At 47.7% G+C, this 23,314-nt stretch carries 10 protein-coding genes; 4 read left to right on the top strand and 6 right to left on the bottom strand.

The features are described from left to right. Positions 1–1,576: 1,576 nt before the first annotated feature. The 3 genes from KBZ19_RS01770 to KBZ19_RS01760 are packed head-to-tail and all read right to left on the bottom strand — an operon-like array spanning position 1,577 to position 3,862. Complete coding sequence (locus KBZ19_RS01770) at positions 1,577–2,560, bottom strand: sulfotransferase (RefSeq protein WP_255099527.1); 984 nt, start codon at positions 2,558–2,560, stop codon at positions 1,577–1,579. Continuing rightward, positions 2,547–3,074, bottom strand: a complete 528-nt coding sequence (locus KBZ19_RS01765; protein WP_255099526.1) for a hypothetical protein — start codon at positions 3,072–3,074, stop codon at positions 2,547–2,549. The genes KBZ19_RS01770 and KBZ19_RS01765 overlap by 14 nt, the downstream gene beginning before the upstream one ends. Further along, a complete protein-coding gene (locus KBZ19_RS01760) occupies positions 3,071–3,862 on the bottom strand; it encodes a hypothetical protein (protein WP_255099525.1) in 792 nt (263 codons plus the stop codon). Before KBZ19_RS01760 ends, KBZ19_RS01765 begins: the two co-directional genes overlap by 4 nt. A 1,119-nt stretch (positions 3,863–4,981) precedes the next feature. Here KBZ19_RS01760 and KBZ19_RS01755 point away from each other — a divergent pair. Then, positions 4,982–5,986 carry a lipopolysaccharide assembly protein LapB gene (locus tag KBZ19_RS01755; RefSeq protein WP_255099523.1) on the top strand — a complete coding sequence of 335 codons (1,005 nt, stop codon included), beginning with the start codon at positions 4,982–4,984 and terminating at the stop codon, positions 5,984–5,986. Between the two features lie 92 nt (positions 5,987–6,078). Continuing rightward, the gene (locus KBZ19_RS01750; protein WP_255099522.1) at positions 6,079–8,622 is read left to right on the top strand and encodes an HlyD family secretion protein; all 2,544 of its coding nucleotides are present in this window, start codon (positions 6,079–6,081) and stop codon (positions 8,620–8,622) included. Between the two features lie 2,140 nt (positions 8,623–10,762). Here KBZ19_RS01750 and KBZ19_RS01745 read toward each other — a convergent pair. Further along, positions 10,763–11,584, bottom strand: a complete 822-nt coding sequence (locus KBZ19_RS01745; protein WP_255099521.1) for a hypothetical protein — start codon at positions 11,582–11,584, stop codon at positions 10,763–10,765. Positions 11,585–12,390: 806 nt separating this feature from the next. Between KBZ19_RS01745 and KBZ19_RS01740 the strand changes: the two genes are divergently transcribed. Continuing rightward, positions 12,391–12,660 carry a hypothetical protein gene (locus KBZ19_RS01740; RefSeq protein ID WP_255099520.1) on the top strand — a complete coding sequence of 90 codons (270 nt, stop codon included), beginning with the start codon at positions 12,391–12,393 and terminating at the stop codon, positions 12,658–12,660. Positions 12,661–12,796: 136 nt separating this feature from the next. Here KBZ19_RS01740 and KBZ19_RS01735 read toward each other — a convergent pair whose 3' ends face one another. After that, complete coding sequence (locus KBZ19_RS01735; RefSeq protein WP_255099519.1) at positions 12,797–14,254, bottom strand: hypothetical protein; 1,458 nt, start codon at positions 14,252–14,254, stop codon at positions 12,797–12,799. After that, positions 14,251–15,618 (bottom strand): sulfotransferase, encoded by a 1,368-nt coding sequence (locus tag KBZ19_RS01730; protein ID WP_255100026.1) that lies wholly within the window; start codon positions 15,616–15,618, stop codon positions 14,251–14,253. Before KBZ19_RS01730 ends, KBZ19_RS01735 begins: the two co-directional genes overlap by 4 nt. A 1,765-nt stretch (positions 15,619–17,383) precedes the next feature. Here KBZ19_RS01730 and KBZ19_RS01725 point away from each other — a divergent pair. Continuing rightward, complete coding sequence (locus KBZ19_RS01725; protein ID WP_255099518.1) at positions 17,384–23,191, top strand: type I polyketide synthase; 5,808 nt, start codon at positions 17,384–17,386, stop codon at positions 23,189–23,191. The last annotated feature ends 123 nt before the right edge of the window (positions 23,192–23,314 follow it).

Genomic DNA, 23,314 nt, shown 5'->3' with positions numbered 1-23,314 from the left:
TCCGCGCCATTGCGGGCATGATTTGTCCTGGTGGCAGCGAGTCGTATTCGGGCTGATGGGAAGTGAGCAGGTTCTGCCGGTGTTCCTCCTTGCTCAGGCGGTGAGCGTTATTGCGGGGGCTGCTTTTGCGGTGGTCCTGACCGTCCCCACCACCCAGGACGGCACGCCGCCAGCGCTTGAGAGTGCGCAGGGAAATGCCGACCTCCCGGCCGTAGGCGCCGGGCTCGATGTCGTTGAGACCAGCGGTTTCGAGCACAACGTGAACTGTCGACAGCGCCCTAGCCTTCTGCCTCCTTCTCGGAGGCGGGCACCATCTCCTCCTGACATCAGCACCCTGCTGCGCAGAAGACTGCAGCTAGACGGCCTCGCTGTAAGGACACATTGGTCTTGTCCCTCACCCCCGGGAGTGAGATTGTGGGGGGCGCCATCATTCCTGAAAGTGGGGGCTTCAGGAATAGATGCGGGAGTATCCTAACGCGACTAGCTCTTTGATATCCAAGGTAAATGAGCCGCAGCTGATCAGAAGTCTATGAAATAGACTTCTGATCTGTCAAGACGAGAAGAAAAGATGAGAGTTTGCGAATCATCCAAGTGATGAGTTAACGTTGGAACAAGGTCGCTATTGTGATGGACCATGCTGCCGCTAAGGGTGAATGTAGATCCAGAGTCGTCGGAGAAGTATAGTGATGAAGTCGTATAATTGATTGAGTAGACATTGAAAGAGGGCGCAGCCTCCTTTGGTGGCGTGGTTGAGACGCTGGAGGGTGATGCCAGCACCAGGCCCAATGAAGGGTAAATCAGATTTGACGATTCAGGAGATATTGATAGTCTGTTGTCGATTGAGAAGATAGGGCGTCCAAGTACAAGACTGGGAGTGGGTGAGCCATTGCATATGAATAGCCGGGACTCAACGCCACAACTGAGTGTTCTGATCGAAGAGTCGTTTGCAACAACTGCAACAACGTCACTTCCAATCTCGACAGCATCCACAACTGTGAGATTGGGATACATGGCCCTCACTGTTTTAATGGCAGTCAATAGTGCCGTTTTGGACGTGAGTTCAAATGCTCCCTGCTGAAGGACGGCTTTTACGAGGAGAACATCACGTAGGCTATGGTAGGGTACAAATAGGCTTGGATAGGTTGACTCGTTTAGGACGTTGTCATGCAGCAACGGAGAGTCATGAAGCGTCGAATCGGTAGATCCTGGTTTATGCGATTGGCAGATCTCAAATAGTCTGGCCCATTGGTCACGATCAAGATGCAGATCCGTCTTGGTTACGGCGATACCAGAATTAGGTTGGTAACTGATAACATACAGGATTGGAGCGGCAGATTCAGTACCATCAGCAAGAAAAAAGAGCTGACCATTTGAGGATGAACCTAAGTATAGGAAGTTATAGGGGAGAACAAAGTAGGAATCTGAATGTGAAGGTGTACAGTAGACAAGCTTGCGAGAAGAGTCTGAGGAAAGGATAATCCAAAGTCCCACCCCATTGGGGGAATGATGGCCAGCCAGAATTTGGCACGTCTCATGACTTCCAATAGGAAGCGAAACGGAAAGAAGTCTTAACTGTTTAAGCGTATCCAAGCTGTGCCTCCATGTCCATAACCAGTTCAAGCATGGAGAAGTCCCATGACTTTAAGCGAGCAATAGCATCTTGATCGTCAAGCTTGTTCAAATAGTAGCTAGTAAAGGCAGGCTTACCATTTGACGCGAGAAACTCTCGAACAACCTCACGAGAATATTTCTTGCGTTTCATTTGCCTAAATTCCGGATTAGTAATGAACTTAGGATCATTGCCACAAGGTGCCATGCGTGGACCATAAAAGGCATAGGGTGATTCTTCAGGCTTGAGCATCGCATCAATACATGAGCTATCGCTTGAAACACCAAGCCAGCGACAGATCTGAGGAAGAACTACTCTTGGATCAGACAGAATTGCTTCACCACTAACTGTAAGGAAGTTTGACGGTGGAACAATGGAGCGAAACTTCAGGATGTTTCGATGCATTGCATACCACATTAATGCATAGTTCTCCTTGACCATTGGATGTCCTGCGGCAGGACTATGAACTGTGCGTCGAAATTCGAAGAACTCCTTCAAGGACTTTGAAGCTCCAACAACACTTCGTGTCAAGTGAATGAATCTGGCATTTGGATAAAACTTGAATAACCTGACCATGCGATCAATTGTCTTGGTATTCGGCGGAGACTTTTCGATGCAAGCCTTAGGATAAAATGGTTGGCAGAGATACTCAAAAAGTTCCTTGCTAGTCATTGACTGATTGTTAACAAGCCACATCCAAGCGCGGCTGCAGGCAGCACTATCTTGCTTGCCTTCATGAACTTGAGCGATGGCTCTCAAAAGTCCACTTGGTGCAAATCTTGCATACTTAATATTTGACTTATTGGATAGTAGATGCCCGATGTCATCTCGATAAAGCAGGTGTAGCTCGGGGAAGCAATAGAGTTCTGGATGCTGTCCGAGAATAGATGAAACGACCGAAGAGAAAGACCGAGGAGGACTCAGCAAAAAAATAGGTTCAACCATGACCATTTACACTGCTAAAGAGATTACGCCGAATCACATTGTAGCGATGCTGCATCCTATCTTTTAAATTCTGGAGATCCTCTACTAGGTCATCAGAAAGGACCAATTCTGTTGATTCACAGTCCTGTGAAGATTCACTGGGTTCAAATAGAAAGCTGAACAATGCCTTGTGAGCATTTTCAGATTCCATTTCGGTAAACGGTTCTGTTACGAGTTCAGAGCTTGCTGGCTGTGGCGCGACGTCGTGCTCACCGTCATCGCCTTCCGATACATCAATAATAGGTTCTGCCGTGTCCTTGTGCGTGAGTGAAACAATCTGAGTAAATGTATTGTATTCGAGACTGTTTTCACGGCCTGCAACTGTGCTATCAAGATTGACAAGCTCCATGAGGGCCTCCAGTTGGGAAGTGACCTCGTCGCCATCCAAGCCAGGCAAAAGAGTTAGTTCTTGATTAACGTTAGAATCGCGTTGGATAGACGACATAGAGGAGGCTGAACTGGTTGGAATCAGATCAATCATAACGAAGCAGCCGGTAAGGAGTCAACACGAGAGAGCTCAAGCCTGGAACTTACTGAACGAAGATGCGCCTGATAATGCCTAATAACGCCTGTGAGGTAGAGGCTGTTGAGGTCATCTCTCATTTCCGTATCTAATGTAAGACAGTCATGGGACTTTAACGGGGGGAGTGGCCTTGTGTCAATTACAACCTGACTAAGCAGGATGTCCTCTAGTGAGGTCGACGAAGTAAGCACATCAATTCTCTTCAAACCCAACATCGTCGCATGATGCAAGCACATCCTTGCATGCCTGTCTTCAGCATGAAGAAACATTCGGAGTCGACTGCTAGGAGTGGTTACCTTCATCCCCGTCCATTCAGATGGAAACTGCTGATAGGAATCAGCAGGCCCGGCGATAAGCAGAACACCGCAGAGTTCGAAGTCAATAGCCATCACTGCTGCATGACCGGCTCCCTGGCTATGGCCTACGACCAGTGTTTGAAGAAGGATGTCTCGCTCGGATAGATGGAAGCCGTGATGCTGCCTTACTTGAGTAAGAAACGTTCCCATGATCGACTCTTCATAGGCGATGCCAAGCTTTGAGTTCGGCTGGGAAGCGCTGCCATAGATGAATTCACGCCGTACCTGAAGAAGCGAGTCAGAATCAAAGAACTCGGAATTCAGCTTTGCTACAGTGGAAGATAATGGATAGTCAACAAAGTAGTAGTCACCACTATCAGCTAAGCACGTACTCAACCAGAGGTAGTCTGAGCTGCGGCGGAAGCTACCTGGCAGGAAAAGGATGAACATGAAGCTGATGTTGAATGGCTTAGGACTTTTGAGTGCCTTCTGAATCCTAGTATGGAATACTGGCAGGTTATGATCAAGATCTTGAACATCAGACAAGCAACCTGGCTTCAAGGGATACACATCCAATGATTCTAAATTTGCTTAACCTTCCCAAGAGCACATTGCTGTAGTTCAAGAATTTGTACAGTGCCAAGCATTCATTGATTGAGTTCCAACTCTGGGCTGATTGTTGTCAGAAATCATGCACCCATTCCCCAGGCGATTTGGCAACCACTCAGGAAAGCTTGTGTACCGAACATCTGTGTTTGAAGGAGAAGAGGACCGCGCGAAAGAAGATCATCAACTCGTAGACATTCAGGACATTACTGACCCCCATCAGTTCCCCATGTGCTGTCGGATACTCTTTTCGATAGCATTTGGCCTAAAATGGTGGAGCTTGTAAGTCATACCAAAGAGTCCAGGATGTTTAAGGTAGAACTCTTGATATTTTGCATCGTTTAAAGATCTTGCAATGGTTTGGATCTTTGCTGAATGAACGTCCCTGTTGTTGGCGCCTTGCTTGATCAGATTCACCTGTTAATGCATAACGTTGGGACCACTGCATAGAAGCTTCGAAGAGATCCATCAGCATCAAGAGTAGGTCACCTGCGTTTGGCTTGTATTTAGTCACGTCAATGCGATTACCAAGTGGCAACCTAATGCTGAGAACTTCAGATGTTAGGTTATACTATACAGTGTTGGGATCTCGCGGAAAACCTATAGTTCCTTTCTACGCTCAAAATCATATCATGCATTGATTGTCGTCGTACAGATCCATCGGAAACTCCGTCGTGCGCATGTGTGCGTTACACTGGGATGGGCCTGATTCTATGGCCAAGGCGCTATCACAAGTGGATGGATATGGCATTCCGTTCGCAACAATGCAGGTGACTCGTCAGCCTATGCATGCACATCCATGATGCTAACCATTTCAGCTAGGTGTATGGAAACTGCGAATCACGTCACTGCTGTAGCTTCATAGGTGAGGGCGCGCTCATACGCAGTTGACCTCAGCATGAAAATCATGCTACTGTGCAATTGCTCATGGTTTTTATTATGGCTCTTGTGCTTCCAGGTCACTTGAAGTCCACCTTCAAGCAAGTTCGTTCTTTGATCCTCAAAGAAAAGAACTTCCCTGAAGCCAGGCGGATCTTGGCCGGCGTACCTGATGGTGAGCTCTATTCGCCTTACCACGTTGCCATGGCCGCAATTGCACGGTCAGAAAGTGATACAGCCGTAGCAATGGCTCACCTTGAGAAGGCTCTTTCACTTGCACCTGATGATATTCGGTTGATTTCTCGGATTGGTAAGCTTAGGCTTCAAGAAGGCAATACAACTCTTGCTCAAGAATATGCGAACAGAGCTCTTCAGCAGAAGTCTTCCAAAAAGTCGGACGTTACTGCACTAGCATCTTTTCTCCAGCAGCTTGGCGATTATACTAATGCTGCCAGTATCTTGCGTCACGCAGTTCTTGAGAATCCAAACGATACCAAGCTTCGTAGAATGCTTGCCTTGGCTCAGCTTCAACTAGGACAACTCGATGACTGTGAGCGTAATCTTAACAACTGCTTGAGGCTTGATCCAAAGAACCATTATTCACAGATTTTGTTGGGAGAAATCCTTATTGCTCAAGGAAATAAAGTCCGTGGTCTCGCGGTTCTTCGTACAGCTGATAATGATGAATGCCCATCGAAGCTGAAGGAGCGTCTATCTATTGATGCAGCAGAATGCTACATTGATCTTGCCGAGTATAGTGCGGCTAAGGATGAGCTTACAAGGGTACAGAACAGCAACAGTCCCCGATTCAATTACTGTTGGGGCAAAGTTCAGTACCAAGAGGGTGATTATGAATTCGCTCTTACTAGTTTGATGGCAGCATCAAAGTCAGTTGCTCATGAGGATGCTCCTTCAGTACCACCTATTGATCCATCAAGTCTGACAGTAGAAGATCAGAAGACTCGTTGTCAGAAACTGATTCAAGATCTGTCAAGCAAACTTGAAAAGCTTAGGGTTTCAGGTATCCAAGCAGTTGATACCACCTTCAATCAATCTACTGTCCTCGATTCAGTTGATGAGGATTTCTAGATCCTCCATTCATACCTCCCCATCTTCCCACTCCAATGATCGTTGTTGATAATAACTGTTATCGTGTTAATCCTTCGATACGAACTTCTCCATTGGTTGAAGGCCAGTATCGATTGTATTTCGGGGACCGAACAACCTCGCTAAAGTTATCAGCCTCTGAGTGGGAAGCTATTTCTGATTTTAATTCAAGAGATGGCTTGTTTGACGATCTATATGAGAAGTGTTCAGAGTTCTTTGGAGCAACTCGTGCTGGAATTACTAGAGATGACTATCTCAACTGGTTGTGCACGCACGGAATCTTGCTTTCCGTTGAAGCTCCAACCCTTTCAGCACAAGCCTCCACGAATATTCTGCAGGCCAATGAACTTAATGGTCATTCAAATCAGCTGAATGGGGCAGCGAATGATCACCATCAGCCACCATCCCAACTCCAGGATCGAAAGATCTTGCTTGTTAGCTTTGGCTGGATTACGTCTCGAGGGCTGTTAAGGCCCCCGCGGGTTCTGATCCGGCTTCAAGCTTGGCTTTTCCCCCTGGTTGCTCTTCTCTTTATAGGCACAATCCATAGTTTTTATTTTGGGGTCAAGCCTTTAGGTGTATTGATCGCCGAAAGATCAGACCCGTTAACTGGGCTATCACGGCTATTTATCATGTTAATTGTTATTAACCTGATAAGCGTTATGGTGTCGATTCTGTCGACATACTCAATGAATATAGATGATCAAAAGTTGTATCTTAGGCTTAAGTGGGGATTCTTGCCAAGGCTCGCGAAGGAGCAAAGCGCCAAAGCTATTAAGCAGTCAGCAAGCAAACTTGAAGAACTCATTTTACTCGCCCAGCCACTTCTGATTAGATCATATCTTGTTATTCTCTCTATACTCTTCCTTTATGTTTATACGCCAATACCTGATTCCTCTCCGTTTTCTCGTCTAAATATACTGGTTGCAATCATACAAGGTTCTCTTGCTAGCATGATAATCCTTTTGATTCCTGTACGCAATACTCCAGGCAGAAGGCTCTTGGAATTCTTTGGACTCATGCCAAAGAATTATCTGAAGATATCGGCCAAAAGAACGCTAACTATCTTTTCTCATCTTTTTCATGGGCGGTTTAAGAGTATTTCTATCTCTCGTTCAGATGTCAACAGTATTCTGTTCCTCTGCACGCTTTTACTGGCTTTTATTATCAAGCTTTGCATTCTCTACTTTATACTAATTCCAAACATTGCTGCCGAAATCCCAACGTTTGCAGGCCACTGGACTTCCCTGATCGTCAGGCTAGCTCTAACGCTTCTTCTTATTCGCTTTCTTTACCTTACTGTTATTACCAAGTTAATCAACAAGAGGGTCGAGGGAAGGCCGGACAGATCAATCAATCGAGCAACCAATGGTCCAGCATTGCTGCCAAGTTCCAGTGGGCCGCAAACTACAGAATCTATTGTTGTTTCCAGCTCAACTCTTTCATCTGTTTCAGTTCATAATAGAATTACCAATACTTTTAAAAGTAGGTATTTCCTTCCGTTCGTTTTGGTTGTTATATTTCTGTTCCCATTCAGTGCATCTGTGACGGGATCAGCAAACGTAACTGAAGGTGAGGCACTTGACATTCGTGCAACTGAGGCTGCGACAGTAAGGTCTATCTTCCAGGTTGGCCCATCTTCTGCCATTTTGGACAAGGGATCTAAGATTCTAGAACTCTTTTCTCCAACCCTGAGCACACAGCGTAGCCAACAACTTCAGCTTATCTCAAAGCTAGAATCCGATATACGTACTAAGAAGTCTCTTATCCGTTCCATTAAAACAGGAAGCATCAAACTTGAAGGTGATAATCGTAACGAAGAGCTCTTAAGTGCAAGAGCTATGGTACAAAAGTCTCAATCTCGGGTGCGTGCCCTTGAGAATCAGATCAGAATACAGGATGATCAAATAGAAAAGCTTAGATCATTGACGAAGTCTGGCGCGATAAGTGAGTTTCAGCTCCAAAATCTTCTATCCACGCAAGCTGCTCTAACAGGCGAACTTGAGGGTGCAAGGAGTGAGCTAAAATCAGCAAATGCAGATGTTATTGTTGCACGACGCAAGCAGAAGATTGATCAAGATATAAATTCTGAGGAACAGCTTTCCAATGCAATGGATGAATTGAGCGCTGCCGAGAGCAGCCTCAAAGTCGGTAAAATTGCCTTAGAAGCTATTGACTCACGATTAGCAAAGCTAGTGGTCACAATGCCGTTTGATGGCGTAATTAGTTCTAACACCAGGGCACTGCTTGGTAGAACTGTAACTACTGGTGAAACCATCGTGACAGTAAAGGCGCAGCCATTGACTCAGACTATAGTATTGATTCCTGAGTATGACCGTGCACGAGTACGCACTACACTTCCATGCATACTAAGATTATACTCGGTTTCCAATGAAGAGTTCAAGGGTAGAGTTTCGTCGATCAGTCCTACTACAGTTGAAATTGATGGTCTTCAATATGTTGAACTTCAAATTCAGCTTGAGGAAAGCCTACCTACTAACTTCATTGGTTCGAAAGGGTATGCCAAGATCGACGTAGGATTTACCTGCATTCTATTCAATCTCTTGGCCCCAGTTACCAGATTTGTCAATGTAGACCTTTGGTCCCTTCTTCCTTAGAGTCAATGTCACCCATCATCAACGTGGTGAAAGATGCATCTCATTCCATTGCTGCATCCTCGGACTATCAGCGATTAACCTTCGTAATCAGTGCCCCTAGAGGTGGTGCTCTAACCTTCTGCAGGAAAACTGAAAGACTGGGGCACATTGGTCTTCCACATACGCATCTCCCATTAAGGGGAATGCCTCAACTGTTAAAGTCCCTTCAGTCTCCACTTGATCTTTATAGCATTGATGATGGTCTGCTTCGGGCCCTGTCATGTGTTGTTTATGGTGGGTTGGAACCTTATCAGCTTGAAGCGGCGTACCACGACATTGGTACTATGTATGCTAGGGACACATTCTCCGACACCTACGGACGGTTCCTAGCTAAGACCACAAGTCGCATCTTCGATCCTTCATTCAGTCTGTCCCTGTACCCTGATGCAGTGTTGCAGCTTCAGAATAGTTTCCCACGTTCACAGTTTATCTACATCTTCAGGGATCCATTCTTCTATGCTTCTTCCATCCTGAGTACGATTCATGGTTTAGACTCACTTCTAGTTTGGTGGTCAATCGCTAGACAGTCAGATCCTGACATTCCTATGGATCCACTTGTGATGTGGTGTTGGATCAATGAGAAGCTACTCGAATGCAAGGCTAAACTTAACAAGGAAACCATCGTCAGTGTCCTGAATCACCCTGAATCCGTTGGCCGTTATTCTTTCGAGCGTTTCTCGCATTTCATGCGATCTGACTACTCATCGCTTGTGCCCACACTTGCAGGGCCATCCTCTTCTAGGTTCTATAAAGACCATGCTAAATGGAGGTTGTCAATGAGTCGAACCCTTTCGAGCCTGCTTCCAGTTAACTCTCTTGACTATAGTTCACCAATTCAGGGCAGGTCGTCGTGGTGGTTGGATATCACCTTGGGGGGCGATCCTTCTGCTAGTATCTCACACTGTTCTAATCCAGGCAGCCTTGTCCCAGAGTATTGGGAGCAATTAGTGGAAAATAGTGAGCTCATCGATCGTTGTGATCACTTGTGTCATGCTTTATCTTTTGCTCCTATCTCCTCCCGGCTAGCTACAAACTGATACACGTAACTACTGGCTGCCTCTTTCCTGCTGACAGCATCCATGCCTTGCCTGCACTGCTTCCATTCAGGCAGCCATCGTAAAAGTAGCTGGTTTGGCGGTTATGTTCAACGGCAGCGCGCGATCCACACCATTCCTGATAGAAGTAAGCCACGCGTTGAGTGTGACCCTGGCGTGGAACCCTTTAGTGCGCCTGAAGGGAGACAGCAACCCGGTGGAGTTTTCTATTGCATCACCGCACCTGTGCTGGCGTGGCATCCCGATCTTGTTTCCGCTGTTGCGATGCCGCTGCTTGTACAAGTCCTGACACCACATCACCTTCTGGTCGGCCTCTTTCGCACTGGCGAATAGGCAACTTGGGCCATCAGATCAACTAAATTGCCTGTTGCTCTCCTTCGAGGGAGCGATGGTTCAGATGGCGTTAGCGGCCTCTTTGGTGATCAAGATCATCACATGCCCTGAATCTTGAGTGAGGTGCGGAGCAGCGCTGCCGCTTCAGCCAGAGCCTTCTGCTTCCACCTGAGATCCTGCTACGCCCTGCCTTGAGCCGCTGGTTTTCCTACTGGTTCCTAGGCACGGAGCCCAGCGGCGTACGTCTACCCCCAGAAGCTTTGCGGGTGCACCCCAGCGGTTTCCAGCACCACAGTGAGTTTGTCAGTGGTTGTGCAGCCCTCAAGCACCTGCTGGGCTGCCATGGCCACCTCTCCTTGCAGGCGCCAGGCCTTCCTCCACTTTGTCGAAGCTGACCACGGAAGGCCCAGTTCTGCGGTGATCTGGTCCACGTTCTGGGGATTCGGTAGCTCATCAGCCTCCTGACCTCAGCCTGTTGCTACGCAGAGCCTGCGGCGAGACGCGCTCGCTTCAACGACGGAACCTCTGCTCCATCAAGCCCCATGGTGGACAAAGTGGCCGGGATGGAGCGGCGTTAACGTCGCTGGACGTTGGCCCATCACCACCTCCAGGAAGGTTGAGATGTGCGGTTGCTGTAACTCATATAGAGGGATTACTTAACGTAGCCCATGTGTGAAGACAGGTGGAGTCCTTTCCATCAACATGACACATTGTCAGTGAATCTTATCGACTGCTGATGGTGCATCAGCATCAAGTGCTTTGCTCAATAGAATGGTGAGATCCCTCCCAATCTGGCTGTTGGGATCTGCAATTTCTCGTGATATATCTGTATGTCCAAATGGGTATGACTTTACCGTAGCTTCCATCTTCAGCTTTTGCCTAAGCAGGGAGGCCAGAACCAGTGAATTCTCACGGCTAAAACGCTTCATCGTCGTGGCCAAATACGCCCATCCACCATTGATTCTTGTCAAGTCAACCGGCATACTCGCCATGTTATCCACGGGTGAATAGGTTCTGATCAGACCTTCAAGGTTATTTCTGTCGTTCATTCGATAGCCAACTAAGCGTTCGATCTCCTGCTTTACATTTGGCCTCGCAGCACTATAGCGCTTTGACAAGTCATAAGCTGCAGAGTCTATAAGAATAAAGGATGAGTGTTGATTGAGAAAGAGCCCCTTGGATAGGCCTAGTGCAATCAAATAGGAGCCAGCTGAATGCCCAAAGTAGACAATAGGTGCATTGTCATTGACCGGACATAGGAGCTGTAGCTCAGTCTTCACCCATTGGTCCAACGACTTCAGAGCAAGCAACTGCTCATCAATGACAGAGTCGGTACATTGTGCAACTAAGGGGTAGTTGCAGGAAAGGAAGTTAAAGCCCAAGCTATTGAAGAATAGATCCTTTCCCGCAATATGACGCTTTGATCCTTTTCTAAGGCCTCCTCCATGCAGAAATATAACCGTGCCCTTGGCAGGGCTTGATACAAGTTGATACGCATCAAGCGTTACCCTTGCATCATGAACTGCGCTTAGCATCGGAGCATAGCATATGTCGCTATGTGACCGAACTGACACGTCAGAAAGGCGTTTTATATCTGAACTCGAACCAGGGCTAGCCAAGAGTAGTTCTTTAATGCGGACCAAGCATTTCCAAGGTCTTAATCTCATGCAGTTACTTCGCCTGTAGGGATGTCATTGGGGCCAGATCAAGTCACAGATGATATCCAAGCTACCCTACCCCTGCCTAGGCGGCTTCATGGGCAGAATCCGAGGTGTCTACGTGATCATTCCGATGGCTGAACTGGGCTGCAACCGAATCGTGATCCTAGCTTCAATCCGTCTCAGCCTACACACATACGAGCACTATGCCGGCCGATGTGTCGAGGTCAATGAATGCCCAAGAAGCGCTCACTCTGCTATCGCTCATATCCAGTTCAGACCACAGACTTCCGAAGTGCGGAGGTGGAGGTGCCACGCAGACTCTCACCGGTCATGCTGCTAAGCCCAGCCAGAAAGTCTGGTACTATTGCCACTCTTGTTTTCCCAAAACAAGTGGTTGTCTATTCGTATGAACCTGTGCAAGCACATGTCCAGTTATCTGCCCGCACGAACCACCTTGTGGTGGCATCGATTGTTAGTCTCCAACTCTGACCTTCTCATTGAGCCATGCAACTAGCTCCCTCTGCACAGTCACCCCATTTCTATTCGGCTGAATTGTCAATCTAAGCCTCATCTTCTGATGGCTTCAGTTTAATGGAGCCATTTATTGAAGTGCATTCGGCCAGTTTGCCGTGTGAGCTGGAAAGTGCAGTAGGATCACAGTTGAAGTCTGACTACTCTGCATGGAGACGCACGAAGGGGCTGAGGACCAATCATTCCACATCGAAATGGTTCGGCAACTCAACCTTTTGCCAAACAAGTTCCATCAAATATCCGATGAAGATATTGACCACCTAAATGAAATCTCCATTAAAGAAGCCGAGAGGCAGTTGTCTCTTACGTCGGCGGCGATGAAGTTGTTTTCAAACTTTGAGAAGCTGCTTCCAAGTGGACCTATTGCAGCGAAGAAACTCGGCGGTTTTGCTAGCACACCGAATCCCCAGTCGAAGTAACTTCTAGCGTCATTCATTACAACCGACTACGTCTACTTCTTCTTCCGTATTGTAGGCCACTTGCTGATTGACGTGGCCTCACAATGCCAATGACTCCATTCCAGATATTGACCCCACTGCCAGTAACTCTACAGATCTATAGTGCAATGATCTGACAGCCACCCTTTGGATTGTGCTCGTATTGACCTGGATCTGTATCCGATGTTCGTGTTAGAACCTTTGGCCCAAATGGATTTGCAGTGCATACATATGTTTGTCCATTCCATTTTACGATGTTTCTGATTCCAAAGTTGTAGATATTGTTGAACCCATTGTGAGTTATGCAGTTCCAGTCCACTCCATCTTCAGAAGACCAAAGCTCTGCCCCTCCGTATGACGAAAGAAACACCTGCATAGATTCCCAATCAAGAAGTCTGCCAAATCTAGTCTTGCGTTCTTCCCTTATTGCCCATAGACCAAATACCGACCAATCCATGGTTCCCAGAAGCAGTCGATCATCTATGCTCACAATCTTCCAGATGTAGGCGTTAAAATAGTTGCCGAAGCCTGGCCCTCTTCCACTGAGTGGCAACAAGCCATCACGTGGATTGGCACAAACTAGCTCTAGCTCATCGTTGGGAGCAAGTCGCAATACCTCTGCTGCGGCTGGCCCGACATTGTTGGTTCGATCGTGTCCACCATTCTGAATCCCAGTTCCAATGTATAAGTAGTCGCGATGACTGCATAATGAGATAATCCCCTGATTCAACGCGCCTCTTCCACCGCCATCCTTAACCACTAACTCCCAAGTGAATTCATATTTACCTGAACGCCTGCCTCTCCATAGTTGAAAACCATTGATTCCTCCTGTTCCAGCATAGAGTAATCCCTGATGGATGCAGAGTTCGTATACCACGACAACCTCTGGAAAGGTACCTAGACCCTTGCCATTGATTGAATGCCATTGTCCAGAAGTTGGGTCATCTGTAGCGAAGATCGTAGTGATCCCAGCCCCGTTCACATTACCGTTGGATGCCCCTGTAATGGTTGTGACCAAGAGCTCTTCATACTGAAGCAATGATCTAATCGATGTGAGCGTGATCTCGTTTGAAGAAAATTCTGAAATAATGCTTGGCTTTGGTAGTCTTGAAAAGCTTTCTCCGTCGTAGCTCACCATGAGATCAGGACCATCCCCTCTCGACCGGGATGTGGATGCGACATACAGAGCTATATCTCTAGATCCATCTCTATAGGTACACATGCTGCGATAACCGTAGTGGCGTCTGAATGAGACTCCATTTTCAAGTTGATACCAATCAGCTTGATGGACACGTTTCGGGGTCGATGAATTCGGGCTAAAACGCCAAATCTCTGCTGCAGAAACATCGTTCTCAAATGCTTGCTCGTAATTCTTGTATTCAATTGGAACCGGCCACATATCTATGTGGACATTTGGCATCCCAAAACGAAGAAAGACAAGATTGGCACGTCCTGTGCCAATGTACATTGAACCCTTGAAGACCGCCGCCGAATACGCATAGGCATTGTATTGATCCCCAAAGCCATTGGCGCATACAGGAACTGGATTGATCCGATTGTGTAAGGCTACTGTCACTGTTGCACCTCATAGCCTGGGATATTACCCATGAGACCTACACTAATCTCTGACAACGAATGTAGAGCTGGAAACGACCTCCAGATATCCGCACGATTATCTACGATTCTGTTTTCCAGGAAAAACTTGAGGTCACCTGCGAATTCATTTGTTTCAATCTGCATACTCTGTTCTGCGCTATACGGATTAGCGCAACTGGCGTAGAATGGTAGGCCTAAAAATGAAAGCAATTCGTCCATAGACTTATCAGGACTCGTGACAAGGTCTTCATAGTTGAGGTAATGGATGCGACTATTGTCAATGTCCTTCAAGACTGATTGAATATTTTCATGGCACAGAGCCCAAATCATCTCTGGAATCGCTGATGTATCGCCGGTGTAGCGGCGTGCAAATGGAATGATTTCCTGGAGCTGTGAGTCGACAAGTGACTTCACCACTGCCGATGGGTGACGAACAAGATAGATGAACTTAGCATCAGGAAACTGTGCTGTAATACGTTCTAACGTATGTCTGCTGTATGCATAAGAAGGGGTCTTGTCTACAAGGTACTCTTTTGAAAAACTGTCTTCTATTTCCTTGAAAAAGCTGATAACAGGCGTTTCACTCTCAACTAGTTCGCCCTCAAGACGAGCTGAATCTTCCAAGCTGATTCCATTGACCTTGGCACGAAGGCGGACAGTTCCTCCCAGCAAATGCTTCGTCTCTGCATGGCTTAGAGCTGTCTGGCGCTGTGCGTATGTATCATAATGCAGCAGATGCAATTCTTCTGGAGATTCGATTTCTGGATGCTGATCTAGCATCCTTTGCAGCAGAGTCGACCCTGATCGTGGAGAAGATAGAATAAACACAAGTTTGTACCTCGTGTCGATGGTATTGTCGGCTGAAAATGTTGGCGTCTGGATTAAGGACTTGAACTGCTCAAATTGTATGGAGCTGAATGGGGAGCGTTTGTATTTGCTGTCTTCAACATCCTTCGGTTGCTGACCTTGACTACCAGCGGAGCCTTTGGTACTTGTTGGGCCAATCGAAGCAGACTGCTTGATTATATACTCGCTAAGTTCTCCGATGCTCAAGTCTGAAACATATTGCCCTTCTACGGGCATGACTAATTCAATGAATGATAGCCTGTCCGGACTAAGTGACTGACACTTCTGAAAGATCGATACAAAGTCGACTGAAGTTAGCCCAAGATCGGCTATGAGCTGGGTATCTGCGGAGAGAGGATCATCATAGAAGATGTCGTTGTTCTCTGAATAATCACCAATGACCTTTATAACTTCTTGTAGCATTGTCTGGAAAACGCTGCTTGAGCTTAACATGGAATCCACGGAACGCGCCACAGGCTTTCTGTCCAGGCGGATCATCTGCTCCAAGGAATCTACTGCCATTCTACCCATTAGGAGAATGATGGCTGAACACTAGCCTTCAGTCAAACCCAATACAATCTTCCACGCCAAGCGTGCCAGTATTCAAGAAATGAACTTAGTATGATTGACGATTTGCCCATAGACCACGCTTTTCCTGTCAACTCACCACCACTTCAACACTGAGCTGACTATTTGAAATGCCAGTTGTCAAGCTAAGCCTCTTTCCCGACGACCGATATACTGATCTTCTGTACATGCCATCCATATGAGTTAGTGGATTAAGCATCTGTTCGTGGGCGCCAGTGATCTGTGCTTGGGGCCGAAACAGACAGAGCCCAAGGATAGCACTACCGACTTTGCAATGAATTTGACGAACATCACTGCTTCTCATCTGCCTGACGGCTACGGCCTGCTCCAGACTGAGTGCAAGCGCTCACAGAACTGACCAAAGTCGCCGTGCTGACAACGAACTTCGGCAGCCATCATTCACGACCACACGCGGCTCAGCGTCACCCACCAGAGTGAGACGCCCTTCAAGAGTTGATCCACGAGTTGCTCTTGCCGACACCTGGGTGCAACGCAACGCTGTGGTTGCATGGCCAAGATCGATACGAATGAGCTAGAGCATGCCTACAGTCGAACTGTCTGGATGATGGATTATCTGGCCAACGCCGCCTTGCCCATTTGGTGTGATCCGGTGAGTCTCAGGCGCGTCTCATGTGATGGCGCGTAAGTCACCGGAAGCGCGGAATTAGTAGCCTTTGGGATCCACTTTAGGGTATACCTAGCCTTGTGGCGATACAAAAAGGCACACCAGGTAACCACCATCAGGATGCTTTTCAGAGGCTCTGATGTGGAGTTCTCTCTGGATGTGCTGAAGATCGCTCTGTAGCATAGAGGCAATGCATCGATCAACGCCTCCGATGGTTTCCGTTTATTCCATACAATAGAGATTACTGCCAGCAGTCTGAATCGCCAAGAGTAAGCCAGTAAGGCATACGCGTTTGCTATGCCAACATCTTTCCAGATCACAATGGCGAGAGCTTAAGCACGATCTGTTGGTGTGCCTGCGAGGACAAGAAACTGTTCTTCTGCAGTTTGACACTGTTGGTTGACATGAAGTCACTATTCGATCTCGCCGTGTGTAGAGTGAGCTCTACGTAATAGCTACCCCACCTAGGATTAAAGAGTCTCCATCCCGTCCCTAGGGAAAATGAATGCAGTTCCACTACTTTTCATAACGGTTGACACAGTCCAGGATGTTTTATACACCAATACATCTTTTTAGCAGCCTTCCATCTAGCTGAAAAGATGTATGTGTTGACAGAATTGTTCCCGTATGAACTGTCAGCTATACATATTCTGCGCTGATATGGATCCAACTACATTCCTGGTCTTTGCGGATTAATATTGTTGACGTCTTGATCATCACAGGATTATACGTAATTCTCGGCACGTATTAGGCTGTGTTCGAGCGACTGCCTCAAGAACACTCACCTAACCTGCTTTGTCTGCATAACTGTGGCGCAAACTCTTCTCTTTCGATGACTTACTGCCCAGCACTTATACTCTTTATCATGTCATCACTATTGCCTTAGTGCCCTGTGATACATTATGTCAACTTCACCGGCTAAGCACAAAGGGGCCTCCAGCCTTGACTCGGCGGGCCTATGTGTGCAACTCCGCATGGTGGCCTACCCGATCGAAAAACGTCGCACACTTTGACTTATGGGTTAATATGTGATCAGGTGTGCTCAAGGTAATGAATACCACCAATCAGGTTTTGGTGACGGTTCGCCCCTTTGGAGACTGGGTTAGGTCATCGGAGCGTGTATTGGCTTCTGGTGCAACACTCTGTTTGGAAACCTTTGGATTTGAAGATCATATAGAAGAGCTTTGGAATCAAGGACTTTCACTGCTGATATCCCGCATTTCATTCGTCTCTTGCAGAGACTTTTCCGTTGCACAGTCCATACTTTCTCTAGTAGAAAGCCAACAATCGAACGCCGCTCAATCGCCGCGTGTCATCATTCCTTGGAGCAAAGTCACTCATGACCAGCTTGATTCGCTAAAGAGCTTGCAACCCGTCGCAAGACTCGGTTCCATCTTGGAAGTCGAGCAGTTTTCGGCGTCACCTTGGGGTGAGGCTGAAAACAGACTTGTGCTGATTGAAGGCTATGAATCCGGAGGTCTATGCGGGCGCGACTCGCAGTATATTCTATTCCAAAAGGCTATCAGTTCACTTGACAATTGCAGGATCATCGTATCAGGCCCCATTGGCCTTCTTTCTTTTTCTGCCCTGAATAGTCAGGGGATATTCTCTATATTACTAGATGAGCAAACTCTGCTTCTTCAGGATTCGTATCTTCCACCTCGCAACAGACAGCTTCTTAACCGAGTCAACGGAAGGCAATCCATCGTCCTACGTTCAGGGACAGATCCATCCTTCGATGTGAGGTGCATTTGTCTTCCAGGTAAAGATTCTCCTGGCTACCTCTTCGGCAGCACAATTGAAGTCCCTCAGCTTAATGAACTAGCCACATGGAGTTCCGACTGGATCTTTCCTGTCGGTGAGGGTATTGATCTTGCCAAGGACTTCTCGCAACAGTACCGAACTCTCGGCAGACTCATTTCAGCATACCGTTCTATCAAGGTTAATTCTACTTCGGCTACAACCCACCCCAACACAATTGCAACGCAGTTTGGTGTTAAGTATCCAATCATTCAAGGCCCAATGTCACGGGTTAGTGACACGGCTGAGTTTGCGGCAAGCGTTGCGCGAGGAGGTGCCTTGCCTACCATCGCTGCGGCGATGCTTACTGCAGAAGCACTTGAGAAGATCCTTATACAGACGGCAGACCTGATACCGGATCTTCCTTGGGGTGTTGGGTTACTTGGGTTCATTGACTCAACCCATTTAAAGTCACAGATTTCAGTTCTGAAGCGTTCAAAGGCAAGCTTCTGTATACTTGCCGGTGGAACTCCTGCTCAGGCCAAGGAAATTGCATCCGAGCACCTAAGGGTGTTTATTCATGCACCAACTCCAGAACTGCTTGACCTATTTATCAAGGAAGGTTGGAGAGACTTCATCCTTGAAGGACGCGAATGCGGAGGACATATCGGTCCACTCAGTTCTCTGAATCTGTGGGAGAGGTCAATCAGAGTTGTTCTAGGCCAAAGCAAAGCTGTGAGCCGAGATGTATGCCTGGTTCTAGCTGGAGGTATCCATGATGAGGCTTCGGCTGCTTTTGCTGCCTACATGGTTGAGGATCTAGTCAAGGCAGGTGCAACATGTGGCTTACTCGTTGGTTCGGCCTATCTTGCTACGCGAGAAATTGTTGAAGATCGGGCCATTACCCGTACATACCAAGAGGTTTCACTCCAATGCTCCAACACTGTCTTTCTTGAGACTTCTCCCGGTCATCAAAGTAGATGTGCCGACACAGCATTTTCCCGCGAGTTCAATTCTATGCGAGATGAGCTCGTCAAAGCTCAGGTCCCTGTTCGTGAAATATCCAGCAAGTTAGATCAACTCATTCTCGGACGTCTGAGATTGGCGTCCAAGGGGCTTCAACGAGGAGAGGGGGGGTTGGTTGCCGTTACCGAAGATGACCAACTTCAACTGGGAATGTACATGTTGGGAGAAGCCGTATGCCTGATCAATGATCAGACAACGATTCATCAGCTACATGAAGCTATTCGTAATGGTTTGGAGACTCCTGCCAGACGAGCTCAGCAAGATATCTCTGAGAGGGCGCAGCCAGCTGGTGTTGTCAGTGAATACAGAGGACAGCACGACATTGCAATCATTGGGATGTCTTGCAAGCTACCAGGTGCCAATGACCCTGAACAATTCTGGAACTTAGTTCTACAAGCCCGGAACCAGATCAAAGAGATCCCTGAGGACCGCTGGTCTATCACTGACTTCTATTCAGCTGATCCGAAGGAGACTAATAAAATCCATTCCAAGTGGGGTGCTTTTCTTGATGCTGTCCAATTTAATCCGATTGAGTTTGGACTTCCTCCACAGTCTCTCTCTTCAATTGACCCAGCCCAGCTCTTAGCCCTTGTATGTGTCAAAGAGGCACTTCAGAATGCAGGCTATCCAGAGGACTGTCTGTATGATCGTGAATCTACATGCGTTGTCCTTGGCTTCAGCGGTGGTTTAGGAGAACTTGGTCAAGCTTATGTCATGCAAGCTGAGTTGGCTCCTCTCTTGAGCCGTCAGCACAATGTCGAGGATATGTTACCAACCTGGACGAGTGATAGTTTTGCTGGAATTCTTCCTAATGTATCCGCTGGAAGAGTTGCCAACAGATTCAATCTCGGTGGAACCAACTGCACCATTGATGCAGCCTGTGCATCCTCACTTGCCGCTTTGGACCTTGCTGTTCATAAGCTTAGACAGGGTGACGCCAATATGGCTGTAGTTGGCGCTATCGATACACTACAGTCACCTTTTGCGTTTTTCTGCTTTTCAGAAACTCAAGCGCTTTCTCCTACTGGTGAAGCCAAGTCGTTTACCAAAAGTGCTGACGGAATTGTGCTTGGCGAAGGTGCAGGCATCCTTGTACTCAAACGGCTTGAAGATGCTGAAGCCTCTGGAGATTCAATCCTGGCTGTGATCAAAGGAATTGGTAGCTCGAGTGATGGTCGAGGCCGAACCATGACGGCACCGTCACATCACGGACAGGTTCAGGCGTTTGCTCGAGCCTATACAGATGCTGGCGTGAATCCAGCCATGCTTGGGTATTATGAGGCTCATGGAACTGGCACACCTGTTGGTGACCGATCTGAGATCCGGGCTTTGACCACATTCCTGGAAACCCAGAACAATCCAACCACCCATTGTGCGGTTGGATCAGTGAAAACACTGATTGGTCATACGAAGAGTACGGCTGGTTTGGCTGGACTTCTGAAGGCTACGCTAGCCCTGAAGCATCAGTCTATTCCATTGCACAGTAGAAAGGAAGAGCCTATTGATGAAGTTAGTTCTTCTAATACTGTCTACCTTCCAGCCGGCACCTTTCCCTGGCTGCAGTCAGATTGCCTTGGCCCTCGGACTGCTGGTGTCAGCGCATTCGGATTTGGTGGTACTAACTTCCATGTTGTTCTGCAAGAGTATATTCCTAAGCGTTTGGCGGACAGACCTTGCACGGACCTAGCACCCAGACTCGCGACCAGTTTTAGACTGCTGTACTTCACTCCTGAGCGTGGAAGCCTTTCGGAATGTATCCGAACGGCCTTGAAGCACGCACGTCTGATTGAACACGAATGCGATCTTAATGGCTACACCACATCAGTCAATCATCTGGTAGCTGACACAATTAAAAGCCAGGATGTATCTGCTCACCCACGTGATGCTACTGGAGACTTCCTTATTCTTCTTGTTGATCAGTCTCGCTCTGATATTGGTGACAAGCTTGAAGATGCTCTATCCGTCCTTGAAGGACGGCTTGACTACGCCAGCACGATGCGCGACTGGCTTGTACTTCAATCTTCATCAGCAGGGTTGCAGATTGACTATAAGACTGCTGAGCAGACTGCGCTACTTTTCCCTGGGCAAGGATCTGATTACCCCGGAATGGGGGCAACATGCCTGTCTGCATCGTCTCTCCAAACTCACGAGCTACTGCTAACCTTATTTCCACAATCCCGTTCAAGACACGACGTTCTTGCGAAGTACCTTTTCGGTAACTCTGAGCCCGGCACTGGTCTTACTGCTGATATCAAGCAGTCCCTGCTTGCGATCACCGAGGTTGCTTATCTAGAGATTCTTTCATTCCTCGAGGTACCTTGGTCCCTTGGCCTTGGCCATAGCCTTGGTGACTTTGTCAGTCTGTACGCGACAGGCTGGCTAAGTGCGAGTGATTTAGTAACCCTTCTACAAAGTCGCGGGAATGCCATCAACGGATTTGCTGATTCTGGATATGGCATGTTGATACTCTTCTGCTCTCCTCAACAGGCTAGCGATTTACTTCTTAAGGCGGCCAAGTCATCATTGACACTGGCAAATATAAATTCACCAACGCAAGTTGTTTTGTCTGGTCAGTTGGCTGATTTGGACATCATCGAACAGGTGTGCCTACAGGATGGCATATCTACACAGAGAATGCAGACATTGTATCCGTTCCATTCAATGTTTATGCAGGATTGCAATGAATCCTTTAAGACTGCTCTCAACTCATTCAACTTCTCAGCAGGGAACTCGAATTCCAGTCAGACAATTCTGAGCACGTCACCACAATCTGGTCCTGTTTCTGAGCAGACTATCAGCCACTTGCTCGCCTCCCATATGGTTTCAGGAGTCGACTTCATAGAGTCTGTTAGGCAGGCTGAAGCCCTTGGATCAACCTTCTTCATTGAAGTTGGGCCCAAGAAAGTCCTATCCAAGCTTGTACGATCATCTCTCGGCTCTTCAGATTCTATCGCCGTCTCCCTTGATGGACCTCGTGGAACGGAGGACTTTCTGGCCTCCATTATGCGGATAGCAAGCCACGGGGTAACCCTTAATTGGCTCAAACTAAGCGAAATGCTACAGGTTCCTGCTGTACCACTGACAAGCCAAGCTTCTGGAAGTGCTGCCACGAAGCCAGGATTTAGCTATTTTATTAATGGTGCCCATGCTTGGAAATCCCAGCATAAGATACAACAGAATATCCAGCACAAGGTTCATCAAGCTCTGTCAGGGAACGTCAGCCGCAGCGATGAAGCCATATTGCATGCAGATTTAGCAGAGCCAGTCCTGCTAACATCTATTCAACCGTCTCCTTCTCAACCGCAGTTAACCCCAATGAACCAACCCAACCAGTCGAGCCAGATCAGCAATCTTCGCTTAGAAGCGTTTCGGACTTATCACGAAACTCTGCGTATGATGATCAATTCCCAGACCCAAGTCTTTTCTGCATTCCTTTCTAATTCTTCCCATGGTGTAGCTTCGTTGGATAGTACAGAGACGATTTATACACAGCAGCAAGTGGTTGGATTGGCAGCTCCTCCCGAAACCATCACATCAGCATTTGCACCACCTGTTCAAAGCATCTCTCAACCCTCTTCTTCCACGATTCTTCAGCAGCCAGTTCAGGCGCTTGCCACCGTTTCACCTCCTAGTGGCAACGGAGATACTGGCCACGCTCACGCAGCTACCCCCACCAAGGCTGTACAAGCCCCACTCAATGGTTTGCATGTCGATACCCCACCGGTACCGCCTTCGAATGGCCATGGAGCGACCACCACTGAGCCCAAGCAGGTACCAGGCGCCACTGATGCATCCTCCATTTTGCTTCAACTAACCTCCCTGCTATCAGAGAAGAGCGGCTACCCCGTAGAGTTGCTTGATCCTGATCAGGATCTAGAGTCAGATCTTGGCATCGACTCCATCAAGAGAATTGAGGTGATGGGAGGTCTGTTGGCTACCTTGCCAAACGTATCTCCTGAGGCTCTTCAGAGTATTCAAACCGGGACTAGAGATCTGAGAACACTCCGGGAGGTGGCTGGCCACATTGCAGCAATCCTTGACGGAAGCATTAACACTGTTGCCGAAGCAGAGGCTACCCAGCCGGGAAAGTAGTTGGCGGGAAGGACGAACCCTCACAGCTTCGTCTTTCCCATTTTGAAAGCATTTCCTTCCGACTAGCTTGCTCTAGATCTGGACAGTGTCTTGAGAGGGCTGACCGACAGTTCATTGTCTTAG

The sequence above is a fragment of the Synechococcus sp. L2F genome (assembly GCF_024345695.1).
In the GTDB taxonomy this organism is placed as follows: domain Bacteria; phylum Cyanobacteriota; class Cyanobacteriia; order PCC-6307; family Cyanobiaceae; genus MW101C3.
Note: the sequence above shows the minus strand (reverse complement) of the source record. Positions and strands in the feature narration are given on the sequence as shown.